The sequence below is a fragment of the Microbulbifer maximicatervae (SeqCode) genome, from assembly GCF_052467325.1.
In genome coordinates this window covers 1,051,861-1,074,411 of sequence record NZ_CP174310.1, presented here as the reverse complement: position 1 = coordinate 1,074,411, position 22,551 = coordinate 1,051,861, and the positions used below count along the sequence as shown (strand labels likewise).

16 protein-coding genes are annotated in these 22,551 nt (G+C 51.6%); 11 read left to right on the top strand and 5 right to left on the bottom strand.

The genetic code is table 11. The annotated features are described in order from the left end of the window. Positions 1 to 9 precede the first annotated feature (9 nt). The 4 genes from msbA to ACJJIE_RS05090 form a co-directional block, all read right to left on the bottom strand. A complete protein-coding gene (msbA, locus tag ACJJIE_RS05105) occupies positions 10 to 1,839 on the bottom strand; it encodes a lipid A export permease/ATP-binding protein MsbA (RefSeq protein WP_444893784.1) in 1,830 nt (609 codons plus the stop codon). Positions 1,840 to 1,923: 84 nt separating this feature from the next. Beyond that, the gene (locus tag ACJJIE_RS05100; RefSeq protein ID WP_282932677.1) at positions 1,924 to 2,343 is read right to left on the bottom strand and encodes an ExbD/TolR family protein; all 420 of its coding nucleotides are present in this window, start codon (positions 2,341 to 2,343) and stop codon (positions 1,924 to 1,926) included. 15 nt (positions 2,344 to 2,358) lie between these two features. Further along, a complete protein-coding gene (locus ACJJIE_RS05095; protein ID WP_282934683.1) occupies positions 2,359 to 2,967 on the bottom strand; it encodes a MotA/TolQ/ExbB proton channel family protein in 609 nt (202 codons plus the stop codon). A gap of 149 nt (positions 2,968 to 3,116) precedes the next feature. Then, entirely contained in the window at positions 3,117 to 5,696 is a 2,580-nt protein-coding gene (locus tag ACJJIE_RS05090; RefSeq protein ID WP_444893783.1) for a DNA internalization-related competence protein ComEC/Rec2, read from the bottom strand. A gap of 271 nt (positions 5,697 to 5,967) precedes the next feature. On the opposite strand from ACJJIE_RS05090, the gene ACJJIE_RS05085 reads away from it, so the two are divergent. Further along, positions 5,968 to 6,906, top strand: a complete 939-nt coding sequence (locus tag ACJJIE_RS05085) for a porin (protein ID WP_444893782.1) — start codon at positions 5,968 to 5,970, stop codon at positions 6,904 to 6,906. A gap of 121 nt (positions 6,907 to 7,027) precedes the next feature. Here ACJJIE_RS05085 and ACJJIE_RS05080 read toward each other — a convergent pair whose 3' ends face one another. Next, the gene (locus ACJJIE_RS05080) at positions 7,028 to 8,512 is read right to left on the bottom strand and encodes a bifunctional 2-methylcitrate dehydratase/aconitate hydratase (protein WP_444893781.1); all 1,485 of its coding nucleotides are present in this window, start codon (positions 8,510 to 8,512) and stop codon (positions 7,028 to 7,030) included. Between the two features lie 137 nt (positions 8,513 to 8,649). On the opposite strand from ACJJIE_RS05080, the gene ACJJIE_RS05075 reads away from it, so the two are divergent. The 10 genes from ACJJIE_RS05075 (at position 8,650) to ACJJIE_RS05030 (ending at position 22,540) form a co-directional block, all read left to right on the top strand. Then, complete coding sequence (locus tag ACJJIE_RS05075) at positions 8,650 to 9,294, top strand: Crp/Fnr family transcriptional regulator (RefSeq protein ID WP_444893780.1); 645 nt, start codon at positions 8,650 to 8,652, stop codon at positions 9,292 to 9,294. A gap of 87 nt (positions 9,295 to 9,381) precedes the next feature. Further along, the gene (locus ACJJIE_RS05070; RefSeq protein ID WP_282932671.1) at positions 9,382 to 9,951 is read left to right on the top strand and encodes a cytochrome P460 family protein; all 570 of its coding nucleotides are present in this window, start codon (positions 9,382 to 9,384) and stop codon (positions 9,949 to 9,951) included. A gap of 179 nt (positions 9,952 to 10,130) precedes the next feature. Next, complete coding sequence (gene trhP / locus ACJJIE_RS05065) at positions 10,131 to 11,462, top strand: prephenate-dependent tRNA uridine(34) hydroxylase TrhP (protein ID WP_444893779.1); 1,332 nt, start codon at positions 10,131 to 10,133, stop codon at positions 11,460 to 11,462. 368 nt (positions 11,463 to 11,830) lie between these two features. After that, positions 11,831 to 15,553 (top strand): nitrate reductase subunit alpha, encoded by a 3,723-nt coding sequence (locus ACJJIE_RS05060; protein ID WP_444893778.1) that lies wholly within the window; start codon positions 11,831 to 11,833, stop codon positions 15,551 to 15,553. 102 nt (positions 15,554 to 15,655) lie between these two features. Then, a complete protein-coding gene (gene narH / locus ACJJIE_RS05055; protein WP_444893777.1) occupies positions 15,656 to 17,179 on the top strand; it encodes a nitrate reductase subunit beta in 1,524 nt (507 codons plus the stop codon). Beyond that, entirely contained in the window at positions 17,179 to 17,871 is a 693-nt protein-coding gene (gene narJ / locus ACJJIE_RS05050; RefSeq protein WP_444893776.1) for a nitrate reductase molybdenum cofactor assembly chaperone, read from the top strand. Before narH ends, narJ begins: the two co-directional genes overlap by 1 nt. A 35-nt stretch (positions 17,872 to 17,906) precedes the next feature. Then, the gene (gene narI / locus ACJJIE_RS05045; RefSeq protein WP_444893775.1) at positions 17,907 to 18,662 is read left to right on the top strand and encodes a respiratory nitrate reductase subunit gamma; all 756 of its coding nucleotides are present in this window, start codon (positions 17,907 to 17,909) and stop codon (positions 18,660 to 18,662) included. A 9-nt stretch (positions 18,663 to 18,671) separates the two neighbouring features. Continuing rightward, positions 18,672 to 19,619 (top strand): peptidylprolyl isomerase, encoded by a 948-nt coding sequence (locus ACJJIE_RS05040; protein ID WP_444893774.1) that lies wholly within the window; start codon positions 18,672 to 18,674, stop codon positions 19,617 to 19,619. After that, positions 19,616 to 19,822: a hypothetical protein gene (locus tag ACJJIE_RS05035; RefSeq protein ID WP_444893773.1), complete on the top strand. Its 207-nt coding sequence runs from the start codon at positions 19,616 to 19,618 to the stop codon at positions 19,820 to 19,822. The genes ACJJIE_RS05040 and ACJJIE_RS05035 overlap by 4 nt, the downstream gene beginning before the upstream one ends. A gap of 24 nt (positions 19,823 to 19,846) precedes the next feature. Then, on the top strand, positions 19,847 to 22,540 hold the full coding sequence (locus ACJJIE_RS05030; RefSeq protein ID WP_444893772.1) for a nitrate/nitrite transporter: 2,694 nt from the start codon (positions 19,847 to 19,849) through the stop codon (positions 22,538 to 22,540). The last annotated feature ends 11 nt before the right edge of the window (positions 22,541 to 22,551 follow it).

Here is a 22,551-nt window from a genome sequence, read left to right as displayed (position 1 = left end):
CCAGATGCCCTACCCCATTGTTTGCTGCTGTAACAGAGATGCGTATCGCCCACCCTGGACAAGCAGCTCTGCGTGATTCCCACACTCTACAATTCGACCTTTCTCCATCACCAGAATACGATCAGCATTCTCGATCGTACTCAGGCGATGGGCGATAACAAACGTGGTGCGGTTTTTCATGACTTCAGCCAGAGCCGCCTGAATGTGGCGCTCCGATTCATTATCCAGCGCTGAGGTAGCCTCATCCAAGATCAGTATGGGCGCATCCTTAAGCAGGGCGCGAGCAATAGACAAACGCTGCCGCTGGCCGCCGGATAGCATCTGCGCATTATCTCCCAGAACCGTATCCTGCCCCTGGGGAAGCTCTTCAATAAATTGAGCCGCATGTGCCTGCTCTATAGCACGCAATACATTTTCCTTCGGTGCATGCTCTAACTCACCGTAAGCAATATTGCGATATACAGTATCGTTAAACAGTACGATATTTTGGGAAACCATACTGATATGGCGGCGCAACTCTTTAAGTGGCACCTTGGAAATATCAGCCCCATCGACCAGGATACGTCCACCTGTCGGCTCGTAAAACCTAGCCAGCAGACTTACCAGCGTGCTCTTGCCGGAGCCAGACGCACCCACCAGGGCTACCGTTTCTCCCGGATTTACCGCGAAACTGATGTCGGAGAGTACTTTGGGTGCTGCCGGGTCATAGCTAAACTCAAGCCCTTCAAAAGCTACTGTTCCATTCACAGGCTTAGGTAGCTGAGCTTCACCATCCTGGGGCTCTCTGGGAGCATCCATTACTTCAAAGATACTCTCCGCTGCCGCAATACCCTTCTGGATATCGGCAAAAATTTCGGAAAGGCTGCGCACTGGCTTAGCCAATGATGCAGCTGCACCAATATAGGCGGCAAAAACCCCAGCAGTCATGGACTCAACCATACCCGGTGCCAGAGCCAGCCAGACAATAGTTGCAGTAGACAAACCAACCAGGATCTGAATCACAGAAACACTGGCATTGTTTGCTACTACGAGCTTCATAAACTGCCGACGGTTATTGTCGCTGGCAGAGAGGAAACGGGATTTCTCGTAATCCTGTCCCCCATACATCCGCACCACTTGATAGCCATTGATCGCTTCCTGGGTGACATGGGTAACGTCGCCCATGGAATTCTGGATGCGATGGCTCAGTTTGCGGAAACGCTTACCCACGATACGCACAATAAAGGCGATCAAGGGGGCAAAAAGGAAGAAGGTTAAAGTCAGCTTCCAGTTCACCAGTAACAGGTAGGTCAAGAGACCAATTACCGTAAACGACTCGCGGAAGAGTACCTTCACCGCCTTGGTGATGGAGTTGGTTACCTGCTCAACATTGTATGAAACCTTTGAGATCAGGTAAGCGCCGGTATAGCGGTCAAAATAGGAGCTGGGAAGCTGGCCAATTCTCTCGAATAGCTGTGTTCGCAACTCGTGGATCACTGCGCGGCCCACATAGGCCAAACCATAGCTGCCGACAAAATTGCCAATAGCCCTAAGGACAATAATCAGCAACATTGCGAGCGGTACAAGCCAACGAGCAGTCTCCTGGGGCATTACTCCATCGGGGTAATAGGATGCTACAAACTTTGAGAGAAACCCGCGACTCTCTTGGATACCAGCCCCCACTGCATCGAGCAACAGCTCGGTCACAGCAATCAGGCTGACGCCCATGATCGAAAACAGGAAAAAGCCCAGTACCGCAACCCCAAAAATTGCCATGTGCGGGCGGGCGTAAGTAAGCAATCGACGATAAGTTTCCGCCCCATTTTGCGGCTTGCTGGGAGGCGCTTTTACTTTCTTCATACAGACCAATGAATGGACTCGCCCCAACTGGGGCGAGTGGGCACAGAAACCGAAGGTAAGTCAGTTCCCAGTCAGGGTTCCGCGCTAGTTTTCTTCCGGTTGCCGTGTAGTAATGCTTAGGTTGACAAAGCCTAGCTGTCCAGCGGCATCCATTGCCCGAACCACGGCTTGGTGATGAGCGGTGGCGTCGGCGGTTATCACAAGCGGGCGATTGTACTCGCCTGCGGAAACTTCCGACAGCGCAGATTTGAGAGTGTTGATCTTCTTATTGATTAAAGCCTGCCCATCTACTGAGTATGAGCCATCGGAGCTGATCAAAATCTCCACAAATTTAGGCTGTTCAACAGCTTGGGGGCCTGCTGCTTCAGGCAGATTCAGCTTAAGGTGGCTTTCCTTAGTAAAGGTTGTAGACACCATAAAGAAAATCAATAGCAGAAATACCACATCAATAAGCGGCGTCAGGTTAACCCCTTCCTGCTCTTTGGCTTGGCGGCGGAATTGCATCGCTTGCTACCCCACTCAGGCTGCGACTTCGATTTTACGATCGCTATGCAAGGCATCAACAAGCTTGACCGCTTCCTGCTCCATTGCCACAACAATGGTGTCAACGCGACGCTGGAAGTATCTATGCGCCATCAATGCCGGAATCGCTACGGTCAAGCCAGCAGCAGTGGTGATCAGGGCCTTACTGATCCCACCGGCTAAGGCAGCAGGATTACCTGTACCCTGAATTACAATTTGTCCGAATACATCAATCATGCCAATCACAGTCCCCAGCAGGCCAATTAGCGGTGCCACTGCAGCAATAGTACCGAGAGCACCTAAAAACCGCTCAAGCTCATGAACTACTTGACTGGCAGTCTCCTCGATACTGTCCTTCATTACTTCGCGACCGTGGCGAGAATTGGAAAGACCCGCAGCAAAGATTTTCCCCAATAGACTGGAGTCGCGCAGCTCCTTTAATTTTTCAGCATTGATCTGGTTGTTTTTGAGCCAACCCCAAACTTCCCCTAGAAGGGTATTCGGTGCAATGCGCTGTGAGTGCAAAGTCCATAAACGCTCTCCGCAGATAGCTAAAACTGCTACAGAACAAAGCATGATTGGTACCATCAACCAGCCGCCGAGCATTAATAAATCGTATAGTTTTGTTTCTTCTACCACTTTTATAGTCCCAAACAGCGAAAGGCTTCATCGGAAAAATTATTAGCGCATCTAAATATGCGTGGAGCTGCACTTTACCACAGCTGATCCCGGCGGCTAAGTCCTCCCATACTTCGTTAGTCCCTGTTGTGACTCGCATACCAAAACCGAGGTGCCAAACGAGCCTGTTTAACTTCAGGTGCTTCCTCTCCGTGCCTCCACAAAAACTCGATCGCACCACTCTCAGCGGTATTTAAAATTCTTGCACCGAAGTTTTGGTAGCGCTTCACAACATCGGTGTGAGGGTGGCCAAAGTGATGGCGGAAACCGGCACTAAATACAACCCGTTTAGGCCTGGCCCATTCGAGTAAAGCGACCGATGAGGAAGAGCGGGAACCATGATGAGGCGCGATCAGTACGTCAACAGCGGAAAATTGTGGATACATTTTAGACAGTTGATATTCAACCTTACGACTGATATCCCCAGTAAGCAGTAAACGCACCCCCTGCCACTCAGCCAAAATTACACAGCTGTGATCGTTCTCCTCACCATCCAGTAATTCCTCTCCCTGTGCCGTTAAGGAGGGCCATAACCATCGAAATGATATATCTCCCAGCTGTTCTTCCATTCCTGCCCAGCACTGCTCAGTAATCGTGGCTGGCGATAATGGTAAATTGCTAGTTAAAGTCCCCGGAGCATAGAGCTTTTTTGCTTCAATGTTTCTAAGTAAACCCGCCACGCCGCCGGCATGATCCCTATCACCATGACTGACGATTAGCATATCTAGTTCACTACCTCCGCTACTCATCAAGTAGGGAGCCACTATCGAACCTCCCGCGCTCCAGCCCGAGGGGATTGAAGGCCCTGCATCATAAACAATACGACTTTTTCCAGTGCTGATAACTACTGACAACCCCTGACCAACATCCAGGACTGACAACTTCAAACGCTCATCTGCCGGCGCCAATGTAGAAAGCCAGGGCTGAGCAACTGGAAGAAAAAATAACCAGCCCAACTTGCGCCCTGGCAACCCTTTAGGCAGCAAAAGTAGCACCGCGCCAAGCCCGGCGATGACTATCACCAATGCAGTGGAAGCAATCGCAAAACCACGGAACCCCGGTATCGAATGATCGACAATATCGAGCGCAGTCATCAGCAGATCCAATTGCCAACCTGCAAACTGCAGCAGCCAAACACCCAGCTGAGTATCAATAAATACAGCACCTAACATAAGTGATGGCAAAATAGATAGGCCCATCCAGGGAATCGCTACAAGATTGACCAATACACCTGAAAGGCTAAAGCCAGAAAAATATATTATCGATGGGATAAACAAGCCAATTGCAATCAGCCACTGGCTGCGCAACAGCTGCCATAACGATAACTGGGAAAATCGATGCTGCCATGAGGTTACAGCATCAGAGGCCTCAGCCTTCGGCCTCCATTGCGGCACTCGACTTAAAGCAATTCGCCCACTAAACCCCAAAAGCAGACTGCCGACGGCCACAAATGACAACCAAAAGCCAGCACTGTAAAAAGCCAGTGGCTGCAAGCTAAGCACTATTGCCAGTGCCAATGAGAAAGCAAAACCCGCTCCCAGTCTGCGCCGCCAGTGCCACCCCAGCAATAGCACCCAGGTCATTACAAGCGCCCGTTGTGCGGATAGAGGAACGCCGGCGATCAAGGTATAAACAAGGCTAGCCACCAAGGCGAGTCCTATCGCAATACCAAAACGGCTGGTGCCCGTGAAAAGCCCAATCCCTTTTGCCAGAAAGGTGCCCATCAACAAAATACAACCGGCCACCATGCCCACATGTAAGCCAGATATGGCTATCAGGTGGCCTGTACCTGTCCTTTTAAGCAGGTCGGTATCACCTTCGCTCAACTGACTGCGATCCCCTAGTAATAGCGCCGCTATCAGGTCCGGTCGATGGATCGGTAACTGGCTAATTTGGGAGCGCAATTCATCCCTTAACTCGATAATGCCTCCCCCCTGCCCCAGCCACTGAGGGGGATAATCGCGGGGGCGAACATAACCTGTTGCCGTAATTCCCTCTCGCAACAGCCAGCCTTCATAGTCGAATGTATGTGGATTAACACTTCCCCTTGGGCTTCTCAATCGGACAGGCAATACCCATTGGGAGCCACCCCGCAGACGAGCTAGAGCCTCACCGTCAACTCGGTACCAGGTTAGGTTGAGAAGGCTACCGATAGATAGCTCTGGCGGTGATAACTGGGGCTCCTCTTCAGTTAAAGAACTAGAAACGATATCCACAACTCGAGCCCGGAAACGCACCGTTCGTGATTCGGGACCAGCGCCAAATCCTCCCCCCTCCGTTAGCTCAGGCAGGGAGACTAGATCCAACTGAAGTACAAAGTCTGCACCGTGTGCGTTGAGGGGAAGCCGTCGATCCAGGGATACTTCATGAGAGTGGAGTGCCCAGGCCGCACCAATAAATGAGAGAAGGATCAGAGCAAGGAAGCGCCAGCGGCGTGTGATCCCCCCAACCAGCAAGGATAGGGAGATATACAATATCCACAGCGTACTTTCAGCAGGCAATTGGGCAAGGCAGCCAACCGCAATTATGGATAGTGAGTAAACCCAAAGGTATATGCTGGGCCCTGCGAGATCGATAATGCCTCTCGCCCCGGCCAGTAAATGCGAGAACCTGTGATTCAGGCCTCCCAAACTCAATAATTCCACCCGCAGCGCCATCCCTTGCACCACCCTTTCTGTTCAACTATTGACCACTCACACCCAAATCAACGATGATTGCGCCCCGCCCCTCAAGGCGCCCAAAGCCGCACAGTAGCTAGCTAACCTGCCATTCATAGCACTGGTCAGTCACATATTTTTAAGAAAAATGCCATTTTTAACATGTTTGTAATATTCGAAACGCAGAATCCGCACCAAATCGAAAGGCAGCCAACTAGGACAACACGGAAGGCACCTTTCAACCCAAAACCATAAACTGTGCGAGACGATTATGAATAAGACCGCTCTCTCTCTGGCCATCGTTGCCATGGTACCTGCTCTGGCCAACGCCCAAGATGAAGGCGATGTACTCGACTTTTACGGCAAAGCCAATGTCACTTTCCAGGCGGCTGACGAAGGTGATGATTCTGTCACCGACGTTCAGAGCAACGCTTCCCGCCTGGGCGTTAAGGGCGAAATCGCCCTGACTGAAGGCGTTAAAGGTATCTACCGTATGGAATACGAAGTAGATATGGACGGTGACGCTGACGATACTTTCTCCCAGCGCAACATCTACGCAGGCCTGGAAGGCGGTTTCGGCCAATTGATCGCGGGTAAATTCGATACTCCCCTGAAAGTTGCCCAGAAGAAAGTTGACCTGTTCAACGATCTGGAAGGCGATATCAAGAGTCTGATCACCAACAGCGATAACCGCGAAGAAGACGCGCTTCAGTACACTACCCCTTCTTTCGGCGGCTTCAAAGCTTCCGCTGCTTTCATCAGCAACAAAGAAGAAGTTATTGACGACGTAACTGGCGAAGAACGCAACAACGGCGTATCCATGTCTGTCGCCTACGACAACAATGGTGTTTACCTGGCCTACGCTATGGACCAGGACGTTGAAGATCAGGACGTTGATGTTCATCGTTTCGTAGCCCAGTACAACATCGGCCCCGTACAGGTAGGCGCCCTGTTCGAAGAGCAAGACGCGGATGATGGGGAAACTGTTGATGGCTGGATGAGTTCTGTTGCTTACAAACTGGACCAGTGGACACTGAAAGCCCAATACGGCCAATCTGATATCAAAGAAGAAGGCGGTGAAACTTTCAGCCTGGGCGCAGACTACAAATTCAACAGTGCAGCCAAAATTTTCGGCTTCTACACCGACGAAACCGCTGACGACGACTACGATCGCAGCTACGCCGGTATTGGTGTTGAATACAAGTTCTAATCATTCCTGAGGTGCGGCGATCCAATTTGGGAAGTGCGATTCTGTCGCATAGGGAAGATTGAGCAGTAAAAAAGGCGGCCTATGGCCGCCTTTTTTACTCTGGAATTTACTAAGGAGCCTTCTAAATAACCAATAGATCCATAAAGCGATTAACTGACAACTGCTTTAACCCTTGAAGGTCATTAATAGCTGCAAATATTTTGTTAGCCCGCCCTTGAGGGAATCGTGTAGCTAAATTTTTACGGAACTTATCTTCCAATAACGGAATCCCCTCCCGTCGCCGACGGCGGTGTCCTATCGGATATTCAACTTCAATCTTTTCTGATGTATCACCGCTTTTAAAAAATACTTGTACCGCACTGGCTATAGAACGCTTATCTGGGTCTAAATAATCTTTTGAGTAACCTTTATCCTCTATCACTTCAATCTTGTCCCGCAAGGTATCGATTTCTTTGTGCTCGCGATGAAAATCATCTTCATAAAAACCTGGCTGTAAGTCACCAAAAATAAGCGCCACTGCAACAATATATTGCAAACAGTGATCCCGATCTGCCGGATTATTTAATGGGCCTGATTTAGTGATGATGCGAAGGGCTGATTCATGTGTGGTCACTACTACCTTCGCAATGTTACCGATACGGTCTGCAACCTGTGGGTGCAAAATAATTGCCCCCTCACAAGCTGTTTGACCGTGAAACTCAGCCGGATAAGAGATTTTAAATAGAATATTCTCCATAACATAGGAGCCAAAACTTCTGGGGAACTGAAAACTGCGTTCTGATGGTGATTTTAGTTGCTGCTCAGCATTAGTCTTGCTAAACAGGACATCATAAAATCCCCATTGCTTTGCCGTAAGTACTCCGGGCACCCCCATTTCTCCACTTATCGCCAAATCAGCCAGGCGAACCCCACGGGAACTGGCATCACCTGCAGCCCAGGACTTACGTGACCCAGTATTCGGGGAATGCCTATAGGTCCGCAATGCTCCACCATCCGCCCACGCCTGAGACACCGCCGCCATTACTTCCTCCCGCCCAGCACCTTTAAGCCAGGCAGCCACAGCGGCAGAAGCAACCCGCACCAGTAGTACATGATCAAGCCCAACCCGATTAAAGCTGTTAGACAATGCCAAGACACCTTGAATCTCGTAGGCTTTGACCATTGCTTCGAGTACCGAGCCCATTTTTATTGGGCTTCCCCCTTTAACTAATCGGCCTTGCGACAGGTGGTCACAAACGGCCAATATTGCCCCAAGATTGTCAGAGGGATGCCCCCATTCAGCCGCCAACCAAGTGTCGTTGTAATCGAGCCATCGGATTGTACAGCCGATGTCCCATGACGCTTTTATCGGGTCCAAGCGAAACCGGGTGCCAGGTACCCGGGCCCCATTCGGCACCCAGGTCCCCTCCACCCAGGGTCCTAACAACTTTGTACATTCAGGGAAACTCAACGCCAGAAAGGCACACCCCAAGGAGTCCATCAGGCTTAACCGTGCTGTTTCCCAAGCATCACTGGAACCCACTTTGAAATGAAGCACATAATCTGCGATATCCTGTATCACCTGATCGTAATCGGGGCGGATATTCGGAGCGGGGTCAGCAATCATGATTGAATAGCCCGTGAAATTGTCGGAGGGCAAAACAGATGGAGTAAGATTAGCTGCTTCCTAAACTTCAGATAGCTAAACAAACGACCGAAGAATTCTATATTGTTAGGAATCTCTAAAAACAGGAATCAACCCACTTGCAACGAACTAGCGACCCAATAAAAACACTTCGATTCCTCAAAGAAACGGTATTATTCCGACAAGGGGATTCTGGTCCCCAGATTTATTTTATTCATGCCGGCTACGTCCTTATCCAAAAAGTGGACTACTGCGGCAACCTAGCCATTATCGATCTCTATGGGCCCGGATCATGGTTTGGACCAGGTCTAACTGGGAAAAACCTGGACATTCAAGCAACCGCCAAATCCGGCAGTGAACTGGAAGTTACATCCATTCAACATCTAAACGTCGTGATGGAGCGCCAATCACAGACCCACGATGGGCTATTGCAACAACTAGCCACAAGGGAATCTCAGCTTCAGCAACGTCTTTTCCTCCACATCACCGCCCCTTTACCGGTCCGGTTGGCCAATTTGTTAGCACAACTATTTAATTACCGGGGACAACCCTGTGGTCATGGACATCAACTCGACATCAAGTTGACCCAGTCCGAATTGGCCGCCATGGCCGGTGGCAGCAGGCAAACAGTCAGCCAACAGCTTAAACAGTGGAAGTCTGATGGAGTTATCGACTATACGCGCCAATATATCTGCCTTCTCGATCAAACCGCGTTAAAAGGCCTGGCAGAGAACCAAATATATGCGCCAGTGTCAGCCAGCTGACAGTTTTACCCTTCCCGCCTTCATATACTTTCCAGCAGCTGAAACCCGGGTATAGCTCTCCCACATCAACAGCAATGGAAAAGGATTATGCGCAGCGCCTACTTATTTACCTCTTTAGTTCTGACACTCGTATTGGGTATTTCTGCAAAGGCCGATGAAAACCTCAATTCAACCTATAAAAGCATGGTTGATAGCCAGGGGAATATTACTTTGCCGGATAATTACCGCCGGGAATGGGTCTTCCTGGGCTCCTATCAGGTAAAGTCCTCGAGTGGCGATGGATGGGATACTCATAATGTTTATACCCAGCCCCAGGCAGTAGAAGGGTATCGCAAAAAGGGGAAATTTCCCGATGGGACAGTTTTGGTAAAGGATGTTAATAGCACCCAATCGGAGCCCTTAACCACAGGGTTGGCTTATTACTCCTCAGACCTTCAATTCACTTTTATGATGGTAAAAGACGATAACAACCGCTTCCCAGAAAACCCGGCTTGGGCAGAAGGCTGGGGATGGGCTTTATTTAAGCCAGGAATAGCCAAAAGTGAAACTGAAACCTGGAAAGGCACCGGGCTTAACAACTGTTTTGGATGTCATTTGCCTGCCAAGAATAATGACTGGGTATACACACAGGGTTATCAGCAGGTCCTGCAGAACTAAAAAGTAAACAGCAAAAATCAGAGGTTAGAGGTCTATTATTCGGCTAGAGTAACAGCATAGATTCCCTCCATAACAGCTTATCACCCCCACCCCAGCGCTAATTGATTTATATCAATTAGCGCGATCTTGAATACCGTTAACATGCGGCCGCGTCCGACTATTCCACTATGAGTTTTTCCGTGTTTAAACCTGAGTTACTGTCCCCCGCAGGGACTTTAAAAAATATGCGATATGCGTTTGCCTATGGTGCCGATGCCGTTTATGCCGGCCAACCCCGCTACAGCTTGCGTGTGCGCAATAATGAATTTAAAAATATTGAAACCCTGCGCCTAGGCATAGAAGAAGCACACCAGCAGGGAAAACAGTTCTATATCGCCTCTAATATCGCCGCTCACAACGACAAAGTTCGCAGTTACCTGCGGGACCTGGAAGAAATTGTCGAAATGGGGCCTGACGCCCTGATTATGTCCGACCCGGGCCTGATAATGATGGTAAGGGAGCGCTGGCCTGATCTGCCAGTCCACCTATCCGTACAGGCCAATGCGGTAAACTACGCGACCGTAAAGTTCTGGCATCGCCAGGGGTTATCTCGGGTGATACTTTCCCGGGAATTATCCCTGGATGAGATTGAAGAAATTCGCCAGAGAGTGCCTGAAATGGAGTTGGAAGTCTTTGTCCACGGTGCGCTCTGTATCGCCTATTCCGGGCGCTGCTTGCTATCCGGTTATATGACCCATAGAGATGCCAACCAGGGCGCCTGCACCAACTCCTGCCGCTGGCAATACCAAGCTCATGAAGCCAAAGAGAATGAAGTTGGCGAGTTGATTCATGTGCAAACCCAGGAACCCACCAAGCAACCCACCTCCGCCAGTGAAAGTACTTCCCAGGCCTTTTTACTACAGGAAGAGGGTCGCCCTGGAGAATATATGCCGGCCTACGAAGATGAGCACGGTACCTACATCATGAACTCCAAAGATCTGCGGGCGGTACAACACGTCAAGCGTCTCTCGGAAATGGGCGTTCACTCTTTAAAAATCGAAGGTCGCACCAAATCCCACTACTATGTGGCTCGTACTGCTCAGATCTATCGTCGCGCGATAGACGATGCTGCAGCAGGAAAAGACTTTGACATGAAGATGATGGACGAATTAGAAACCCTCTCGAACCGGGGCTACACGGAAGGTTTCTACCGTCGCCATCCACCAGCTGAATACCAGCAATATGAAAAGGGATTGATATCAACTCCGGGCCAACAGTTCGTAGGCGAGCTTATTGACGGCAGTCCTGAGTATTTGACGATTGATGTAAAAAATCGCTTTGAACGCGGTGATCAATTGGAGTTAATGACTCCCAGCGGTAGCTTGTTCTTCCCCTTGGAGCAAATGGAGAATACGGAAGGTAAGGCTGTCGATGTGGCGCCAGGCTCAGGGCATATTGTGAAAATTCCTCGGCCGGAAGGTATTGAAGATACGCAATTGCAGCGGGCATTATTGGTCAAAGCACTGGGCTAAATAACTACCCACAGTGATAAATATGGCGTAATCGCCTTTTTTGCAGCTCGTTTTAGCAATCCAGGGAACCTCTGAATAACCCAGAGGCTCCCTAGAAGACTCATTCAGTTTTCTAAAGCACTTCACTCCCCCATCTATTGGCCTACTTACAACCCCTCAGGAAATTTCAAACTCCAGCACTAGACAAGTGCCACTAGCTTGAAAGTCAGCTGAATCCTCAACCACTTCATTCCACATATTTTTCTGCTCGGCTGCAGCTATCTTCAGGGAATGAAAAAGAAACAACCTTGAAATAGCAAAAGTCTCAGCTAGCCTCTAGGCACTAGGCGCACCGCTTACTCTCTCATGCACTCATGGATGAATAGCATATGAGTCACTTCCTGGACCGCCTCACCTTTTTTCGCCAACGCACCGAAACTTTTTCTGACGCTCATGGAATTACAACAGGTGAGTCCCAGGGTTGGGAGGATGCCTATCGTAAACGCTGGGCGGCTGACAAAATTGTACGGTCTACCCACGGTGTCAACTGCACCGGCTCTTGCTCATGGAAAATCTACGTAAAGGGCGGCATTGTTACCTGGGAGACTCAACAGACTGACTACCCCCGCACCCGGCCCGATCTACCCAACCATGAACCGCGAGGCTGTCCCCGGGGTGCCAGTTACAGCTGGTACCTCTATTCCGGCACCCGAGTGAAATACCCACTGGTTCGGGCACGATTGGTGGAGGCCTGGCGCAACGCGCGCACCTCTAAATCCCCTGTAGATGCCTGGCGCTCTATTACAGAAGACCAGAACAGTCGTGAGAGCTGGGTTTCCCGCCGTGGTAGGGGTGGTTTCGTCCGTATCGGCTGGGATGAAGTCAATGAGATAATCGCCGCAGCTAACGCCTATACGATCGACAAGTACGGACCCGACCGAGTCGCTGGCTTCTCCCCTATTCCCGCAATGTCGATGGTTTCCTATGCCGCCGGCAGTCGCTATTTATCACTTCTCGGTGGCGTGCTGCTGAGCTTTTACGACTGGTACTGTGACCTACCCCCCTCTTCCCCCCAAACCTGGGGAGAGCAAACCGACGTTCCTGAGAGCGCTGACTGGTACAACTCCGGCTATCTCCTGGTATGGGGGTCAAATGTCCCACAGACACGCTCACCAGATGCGCACTTTTATACCGAAGTGCGCTACAAAGGCACTAAAAGCGTTGTAGTTTCACCGGACTATAGCGAGGCCTGTAAGTTTGCCGATCTGTGGCTGCACCCCAAGCAGGGAACAGATGCCGCCTTGGCCCTGGCACTTGGACATGTTGTTCTCACCGAGTACTATGTAAAGCGGCAGGTTCCGTATTTTATGAACTACGCACGGCAATTCACTGACATGCCATTCCTGGTCAAACTGGTTGAGCGGGATGGACAGTTAGTACCAGACCGGTTGTTGCGGGCGGCCGACTTCAGCGGCGCTCTGGGTGAGGACAACAACCCCGACTGGAAACCCGTCGCTTTCGATGAACCCAGCGGTGATATTGTCTGCCCCAACGGCAGTGCCGGATTCCGCTGGGGACAACAGGGCAAGTGGAACCTGGAAGAGAAAGATGGCCAGGGGCGCGCTATCAAGCTCGCACTGAGCCTGGAGAAAATATCGGACAGCCGGGAAGCCGTTGCATTCCCCTATTTTGGCGCCGATGCCCCTGAAACCTTTGTTGCAACCGGGCACGATACCATCCTGGCGCGTACGATACCGGTAACGACCGTCGAACTAAAAGGAGGCCCTTGCCAAGTAGCCTCCACCTTCGACCTGTTTCTTGCCAACTATGGCGTCGATCGCGACTTCGGCGGCGGCAATATAGCAAAAAGCTACGATGATGATCTGCCTTTTACCCCCGCCTGGGCCGAATCAGTTTGCGGTGTAAAACGCGATGCCATCATCCATGTTGCACAGGAATTTGCCACCAATGCTGAGGCTACTGAAGGCCGATCCATGGTGATCCTGGGCGCCGGCCTCAATCACTGGTACCACATGGACATGAGCTATCGCGGCATTATTGCACTGCTGATCATGTGCGGCTGTGTGGGTAAATCAGGAGGAGGATGGGCACACTACGTCGGCCAGGAGAAACTTCGCCCACAAACCGGCTGGCTGCCAGTCGCCTTCGCCCTGGACTGGAACCGCCCTCCCCGCCATATGAATGGCACCTCATTTTTCTATGCCCATACCAACCAGTGGCGCTATGAATCCCTGAAGGTTTCCGACATCCTTTCCCCACTCGCCCCCAGGGGAGACTGGGGCCAGGAGATCATCGACTACAACGTGCGCGCCGAACGTATGGGCTGGCTGCCTTCCGCACCACAACTGAATACTAATCCACTAGAAGTTGCTAAACAGCTTACCGAAACAGGGGAATCCCCCGCAGAAGCAATTCCCAGAAAATTAAAATCCGGCGAATTGGCATTTGCCAGCGAGGACCCGGACAGTCCCCAGAATTGGCCGCGCAACATGTTCTTCTGGCGCTCCAATGTGCTGGGTGCCAGCGGCAAAGGTCACGAGTATTTTCTCAAACACTTTATCGGTTCATTGCACGGCGTGGTGGGAGAAGAAAATGATGCTGATGAGGGGCGACCCAGTGAAGTGCGCTGGCATGAAGAGGCCCCTGCCGGCAAACTGGACCTGATGGTGAATATTGATTTCCGCATGTCGACCACCAGTTTGTACAGCGACATAGTCCTGCCCACCGCCACCTGGTATGAGAAACACGATCTCAACACCTCAGATATGCATCCATTCATCCACCCTTTAACCGCTGCGGTGGACCCGGTTTGGGAGTGTCGCAGTGACTGGGATATTTTCAAAGGGATTGCCCGGAAATTCTCAGAAATATGTCCGGAGGTACTCGGCGTGGAGCGGGATTTAGTATTGACCCCGATCCAGCACGACACACCCGGGGAAATTGCCCAGCCCTACGAACCCAAGGATTGGAAGCGCGGTGAATGCGAGCCCGAGCCTGGCGTTACCATGCCCAGTATCGCCATTGTAGAGCGTAACTATCCAGCCACCTATGAACGCTTTACCTCCATAGGCCCAGAACTGGAACACAAAGGCAATGGTGGCAAAGGGCTCAACTGGAATACCAATACCGAGATCGATAACCTGGCTAATCTCAATGGCAGGATCAAGTCAGGTGAGTGCGCCGGGCGCCCCAAAATCGAAACCGACATCGAGGCCTGTGAAACCATTCTGATGCTGGCACCGGAAACCAACGGTGAAGTAGCGGTAAAGGCGTGGCAAGCACTGGGCAAAAATACCGGCCGTAACCACGAGCACTTGGCCGAGGGTAAGGAAGAGGAAAAAATCCGTTTTCGCGATGTGGTATCACAGCCCCGAAAAATCATTTCCTCTCCCACCTGGTCCGGTATCGAAAGCGAGCATGTTTCCTACACTTCTAACTGGACCAATGTACACGAGCTGATTCCCTGGCGCACAATCACAGGCCGCCAACAACTGTACCAGGACCACAACTGGATGCTGGCGTTTGGAGAGGGGTTCGTTACCTGGCGGCCTCCTATCGATACCCGTTCGATCAAACAGGTGCTGGGGAAAATCCCCAACGGAAACCCAGAGATCCAACTCAATATTCTCACTCCCCACCAGAAATGGGGAATCCACTCTACCTATACTGAAAACCTGATTATGTTGAGCCTCAACCGGGGCGGCCCGGTGGTGTGGATCAGTGAGGAAGATGCACAAAGAGCCGGTATCAGGGACAACGATTGGATCGAGGCCTTCAACATCAATGGTGCCCTGACGGCCCGCGCGGTGGTCTCCCAGCGCATCATGCCGGGCTCAGCCATCATGTACCACGCCCAGGAAAAAATCGTAAATACCGTGGGCTCGGAAATTACCAACCAGCGCGGCGGCATCCACAATTCAGTTACCCGGGTCAATATGAAACCAACCCACATGATCGGTGGCTACTGCCAACTGGCCTATGGTTTCAATTACTACGGCACCGTCGGCGCCAACCGCGACCAGTTTGTGGTGGTGCGCAAAATGAATGAAATCAACTGGTTTGACAAGGAAGTACTACCGGCTACGACTTAAACAGCCTCACCCTCACCAGTGCCCCAGCACAATAATTTTGTGAGTTGTTATGGATTTGAAAATGGACGCGCAAGGTCGCCGGCATAAAGACAGGAAGCTGAGATGAAAATCCGTGCCCAGATTGGGATGGTCCTGAATCTCGACAAGTGTATTGGCTGTCATACCTGTTCAATTACCTGCAAAAATGTATGGACCAACCGTGAAGGTGTCGAATACGCCTGGTTTAACAACGTGGAATCCAAACCCGGTGTCGGTTACCCGAAGGACTGGGAAAACCAAAAGCGCTGGAACGGCGGGTGGATTCGCAAGAAAAATGGCAAACTCCAGCCCCGGGCTGGCTCAAAGTGGCGCTTACTGGCCAATATTTTTGCCAACCCGGACCTGCCGGAAATTGATGATTTCTATGAGCCCTACACCTTCGAATACGACTGGCTGCAAAAGGCTCCTGAGCTCCAGGCACAGCCCTCAGCCAAGCCCCGCTCTCTGGTCACCGGTGATGTGCTGACAAAAATCGAATGGAGCGGCAACTGGGAGGATGATCTGGGCGGCGAATTCAGTGCGCGCTCAAAGGACTATAACTTCGCCGGTGTCGAAAAGGAGATCTACAGCCAGTTCGAACAAACCTTTCTGATGTACTTACCCAGGCTGTGCGAGCACTGCCTGAATCCCTCCTGTGTAGCCTCCTGTCCTTCTGGCGCCATATATAAACGCGAGGAGGATGGCATCGTCCTGATTGATCAGGGCAAATGCCGCGGCTGGCGTATGTGTGTTTCCGGCTGCCCCTACAAGAAGATCTATTACAACTGGTCCACCGGCAAATCTGAGAAGTGTATTTTTTGTTATCCCAGAATCGAAGCCGGGATGCCTACGGTATGCTCGGAAACCTGTGTAGGCCGTATTCGTTACCTGGGCGTTATGCTCTACGATGCCGACCGCATCGAGCAAGCCGCTTCCGTAGAACATGAAAAAGACCTGTATCCCGCACAAAGGGACATCTTTCTCGATCCCCACGACCCCAAGGTCCAGGCGCAAGCCATCCGCGATGGCATCCCCCAGGCATGGCTGGATGCGGCAACCCGCTCACCCGTGTACAAAATGGTGATGGACTGGGAGGTTGCTTTCCCCTTGCACCCCGAATATCGCACGCTGCCGATGGTTTGGTATGTGCCCCCTCTATCGCCAATCCAATCCGCCGCTGAGGCCGGCAAGATCGCAGTGAATCACGGTATGCCGGATGTCAGTTCACTGCGTATCCCTCTGCGTTATTTGGCCAACCTGCTCACGGCCGGCGACGAAGTACCGGTAACCCGCGCATTGGAGCGAATGCTGGCAATGCGTGCCTACATGCGCGCTAAAACTGTTGGGGGGGTAACCAATGAGAAAATTCCAAAGAGCGTCGGTCTCACCCGGAAAACCATTGAGGATATGTACCGCTATATGGCGCTCGCCGCCTACGAAGACCGCTACGTAATCCCGACCAACCACCGTGAATCCGAAGAAAATGCATACCACCTGCGCGGTGCTATGGGCTTTAGCTTTACGGAACCACATAACGGAAGTACCAAGCTTGATCTATTTGGCGGCCCCAAGCGCATGCCGGGCAAACGCTATACGGATACCCCCTAATGAAAAGGTTATTACGTGCTCTGGCGTTACTACTGGACTACCCCAGTGAATCCGTGAAAACGCATATCAATGATATTCGCGAAACACTGGACAGTGAGCAAGCACTTTCCAGCATAGATCGCGCCATGATTGCCCCCTTGCTACGTAGTTATTTACAGCAAGAGCTGCTGAACTTACAAGTGGACTACAGCGATTTATTCGACAGCTCCCGCGCCCTATCACTACATTTTTTTGAACATATTCACGGTGAAAGCCGCGAGCGCGGCCAGGCAATGCTCAATCTGGGCGAAGAGTACATTGCACACGGCTGCTTCCTTCAACGCGATGAGCTGCCTGATTACATCCCGATCTTTCTGGAATTTATTTCCTGCTTGCCAGAAACCGAAATCCGTGACTGGCTATCGCAACCGGCCCATGTATTTGCCGCCTTAGCCCAGCGCCTCGACGAGCGCCAGTCAGCGTACGCAGGGATCTTTCACCTGCTCATAAAACTCGCAGGAAAACAGCCCGATGCCCAAGCGGTAAAGGAATTACTTGCGCGAAACCAACAAGCAACGGAAACGTCTGTCGAGGAAGAATGGGAGGAAAAACCCATCACCTTTACAACGCCCCAGCACCAAGTTCCACCAAGCGGGATTATCGCGCGGCTGAAAGCCGCCGGTAAATTGATTATGTCTTCCAGCGAAACGTGAAATAAACCACCCAAAAGTTTATTGAGACAAACACCATGCACAGCGTCATCAACTATTTATTATTTGGTTGGTACCCATATGTGGCCCTTACCGTACTGGTGCTCGGTAGCATCATTCGCTTTGACAAAGGCCAATACAGCTGGCGATCACAATCTTCACAGTTCTTACGCCGCAAACAGATGATGCTGGGGTCTAATCTGCTCCACCTGGGAATCCTGATCCTGTTTGTTGGGCACTTTGTTGGCCTACTGACTCCTATTGGGGTTTTTGATTATTTTGGGGTGAGTCACAGCTTCAAGCAGTTAATGGCACTGATCGTTGGCGGCCTTGCCGGAATTGCCGGATTTATTGGCTGCAGCATACTGTTACATCGTCGGCTCTATTACGCTCGCATCCGCCACAGCTCTTCGGTCGGTGACATCCTGGTCCTTGTACTGATTTGGCTGCAGCTATTTATCGGACTGGCCACGACCATCTGGACCATGGACCACCTGAGCGGCAAGGAAATGGTATTATTTATGGGCTGGGCTCAGGGCATACTCACTTTTACTCCCTCTGCCTCTGAGCTGATTATCAATACCGAGCTCGTCTACAAGATACACATTGTGCTCGGGCTGACACTATTCCTGATTACCCCCTTTACACGATTGGTACACATCTGGAGTGCGCCGTTTGCCTATGTATTGCGCCCCGGATACCAAATAGTGAGATCGCGAAGACTCGCTCGCAAAAGTACGACACCCATACCTGATCCGACCGCACCTCAACCGACAAGCCCAGCACCCAAGTGAAGGCTCAATATGAGCAAAGACAACGCCATACAGTACATCGAGCTGCCCCCCTCTCCTACTGGGGCAAAGCTCCAAGATCCCGTATTACCATCTGCCTGCGAGGTCGGCGGCTGTGGTTATGGTCCAGACATTGAACATACACCGATGCCCGCCTTTGCCGAGGTGCGAGTCAATGGAGTAGAGATTACAGCCGAGGAGATTGCGCGGGAGATGCAATATCACCCAGCCCCAGACGGCAAAATCGCTTGGCACCATGCGGCAAGGGCTCTGGCTATTAGGGAACTACTGCAGCAGGTTATCCGCAGCAGACATCACAAAGAACAGAGACATAACGATACCGACAATCCCAATGACACGGAAGAAAATACAGAAATAAGTGCTTTACTGGAGCGGGAACTACCCGCAGCCCACGTCACTGAAGAGGAATGCCGCCGCTATTACGATGGGCATATCCATCGTTTCCGCACGCCTGACTTATTTGAGGCCGCTCATATCCTGATTGAACCCATCGAAGATACCGACAGTGGTCGGCTGCAGGCAGAGCAGCAGGCTCGACAGCTCACCAGCGAATTAGGCGACGATGCAGAGAGCTTTGCCGCAGCCGCTCGGGAATTATCCGGCTGTCCAACAGCCCAGCAGGATGGCTCACTGGGCCAGGTTCGCCGTGGCGAGCTGGATCGGGCTGTACAACAGGCCCTGGAAGCGCTGGCAGAGGGATGCACTGGGCGGGAACCGGTACAGAGCCGTTTCGGCTGGCATGTGGTGCGCCTACATCGCCGGATTCCCGGGCAGACACTGCCATTTGAGTTGGCCAGGGAAAAAATCCTCGACATGCTGGAAGCGCGCGCTTGGGTAACATCGGCCTCAAGGTTTATTGGTGAACTGGCGCGCACTGCCAATATAGAGGGCGTACAACTCGATTTAAATGCATCGACGACTGAGAGCCCAGCATCATGAGTATCAAAAAACCTCCCAAGGATGCCCACTTGAACCCGGACCTGCACGCCGTGCGGGATGACACTTATGGCCCGGACCAAGAAGGACACGACCCGATGGAGTCAGTCTCCGTCAAGCCTGAAAAAAAACGCCTATGGCCAATGGTGTGGGCCATTGTGACTATTGCCTGTGTACTGATTGCGGTGTTTCTACTGATTCCTTAAGCCTCGGGATAGGGAAAATCCATCATGGCTTCACTACCTGCCGCCTCCCGGCCCGATCAGGTTCGGGCATTGAGCCTGAGCACCATCGCCTTTACCGCCTGCTTTGCGGTGTGGACGATTTTCTCGATCATTGGCATTGCGATTAAAGAAGAGCTGGGTATCAGCGAATCCGAGTTCGGCCTCCTTATTGCAACTCCGGTCCTCACAGGCTCTGTCACCCGCCTAATTCTTGGCATATGGACAGAACGCTATGGTGGCCGCCTTGTCTTCACCCTGCAAATGCTGCTCACCGCTCTTTCCACCTGGCTGCTGACATTCGCCTCTACCTATCCAATGTATCTGCTGACCGCCTTGGGGATTGGCTTGGCCGGAGGCTCATTTATTATCGGGGTTACTTATGTCGCGAGTTGGTTTGAGCCCGAGCGACAGGGCACCGCTCTGGGCATTTTTGGCGCAGGTAATGTGGGCGCTGCCGTTACCAAGTTTGTAGCCCCCTTTATCCTGGTGGCTTTCGGTTGGCATATGGTGGCCTATATCTGGGCCGCTGCGTTGGCGCTGATGGCGGTCACTTTTTTTGTATTCGCTAAGGATGAACCCCAGTGGGTGGCGCAGAAGGAATCTGGCAAGCCAGTGCCCTCATTTGCAGAGCAATTCAAGCCTTTGGAGGATATTCGTGTTTGGCGATTTTCTCTGTACTACTTCTTTGTATTCGGCGGTTTTGTCGCCCTGGCACTGTGGACCCCCAATTACCTGATTGAAGTCTACGAAGTGGATGTGCGCACTGCCGGCATCTGCGCAGCAGCCTTCTCTCTATCGGCATCACTATTTCGCGCTTATGGGGGACATCTCTCTGACCGTCACGGCGCGCGGACCATAATGTACTGGACCTTTGGTTTCTCCCTGTTACTACTGCTGATGCTGTCTTACCCACCCACCCAGTACATTATCACTACTAAAAATGGGCCACTGAGTTTCAGTACCCAGATGGACCTATTGCCATTTGTAGTGGTGCTCTTCCTGCTCGGCTTCTTTATGAGCCTGGGCAAAGCAGCAACTTATAAACACATCCCGGTTTATTACCCCAAGCATATCGGTTCTGTCGGTGGACTAGTGGGAATGATCGGGGGGTTGGGCGGCTTCATACTGCCGATTATTTTTGGCATCGCATTAGATTTAACAGGTATTTACACCAGTTGCTTCGCAATCCTCTTTGCCCTGGTCGTATTCGCCTTAATCTGGATGCATTTGTCGATTCAAGCTGAGGCCAAGCGCCCAGAACAGGTTGAAGATACTGAAGAAGATCTGCGCCCAACGGAGGAAGAAGCCAGAAAAGATCGGGTCCTGGATGACTGGAACCCAGAGGACAAAGAATTTTGGGAAACCCGAGGCCGCACCATTGCACGGCAGAACTTATGGATCTCTATCCCGGCCTTACTTCTCGCATTTGCGGTGTGGATGGTCTGGTCAGTAGTGGTAGCGAGATTGCCTGCGATCGGTTTTAACTTTAACTCCGCCCAATTATTCTGGCTTGCCGCCCTACCCGGCCTGTCTGGCGCCACACTGAGAATATTTTATAGCTTTATGGTGCCGATCTTCGGCGGAAGGCTGTGGACCGCAGTATCCACAGCATCCCTATTGGTGCCGTCAATTGGCATGGGTTATGCCGTGCAGGACCCAACCACACCATTCCTGATTTTCCTGGTATTGGCCCTGCTTTGCGGTTTGGGCGGGGGCAACTTCGCCTCCTCAATGGCAAATATTGCTTTCTTCTTCCCGAAGAAGGAAAAGGGCCATGCTCTGGCACTGAATGCAGGGCTCGGTAACCTGGGCGTATCGGTGATGCAGTTTCTGGTACCCCTGGCGATCACTGCGGGCATTTTCGGCGTGCTGGGTGGCAGTCCACAACAGGCGGATGATGGCACCTTGCTATGGATGCAGAATGCAGGCTTTATTTGGGTCCCGCTGATTATTGCTTCCACGGCGGCCGCCTGGCTGGGTATGAATGACATCGCAGATGCAAAGTCCAGCTTTGCAGAACAGGCTGTTATTTTCCAGCGCAAGCACAACTGGTTGATGTGCATCCTCTATACCGGCACATTTGGTAGCTTTATTGGATACTCCGCTGGATTCCCGTTGCTGACACGGCTGCAGTTTCCGGATGTTAATGCGTTACAGCTGGTATTTTTAGGGCCATTGGTGGGGGCCCTGAGCCGTGCTGGTAGTGGCTGGCTAGCGGATAAATACGGGGGCGCCAGGGTTACCTTCTGGACCTTTGTCGGAATGATGCTTGCAGTACTCGGGGTAATTTACTTTATTGCCAACAATGAAGCAGCCGGGGCTTTCTGGGGATTCTTCACCTGCTTTATGGCCCTGTTCTTCCTCACCGGGGTCGGCAATGCCTCAACATTCCAAATGATTCCAGTGATTATGGGCAAAGAGATCCCACACCTTATACCCAGCTTGAACAGTGAGGAACAGAAACGCCAGATCGACCGCGAGAGTGCTGCCATAATTGCTTTCACCAGTGCCATTGCAGCTTATGGAGCTTTTTTTATTCCCAAGGCGTACGGAACATCCATAGAGGTTACCGGTGGCCCCTTGGCGGCACTGTGGGGATTCCTTATCTTTTATCTGATTTGCCTGGTCATCACCTGGCGCTTCTATTCTTCAAGGCATGGCTTACTTTACGACGTAGAGCGCGGTTCCAGCAATAATTGACCATAAGAATA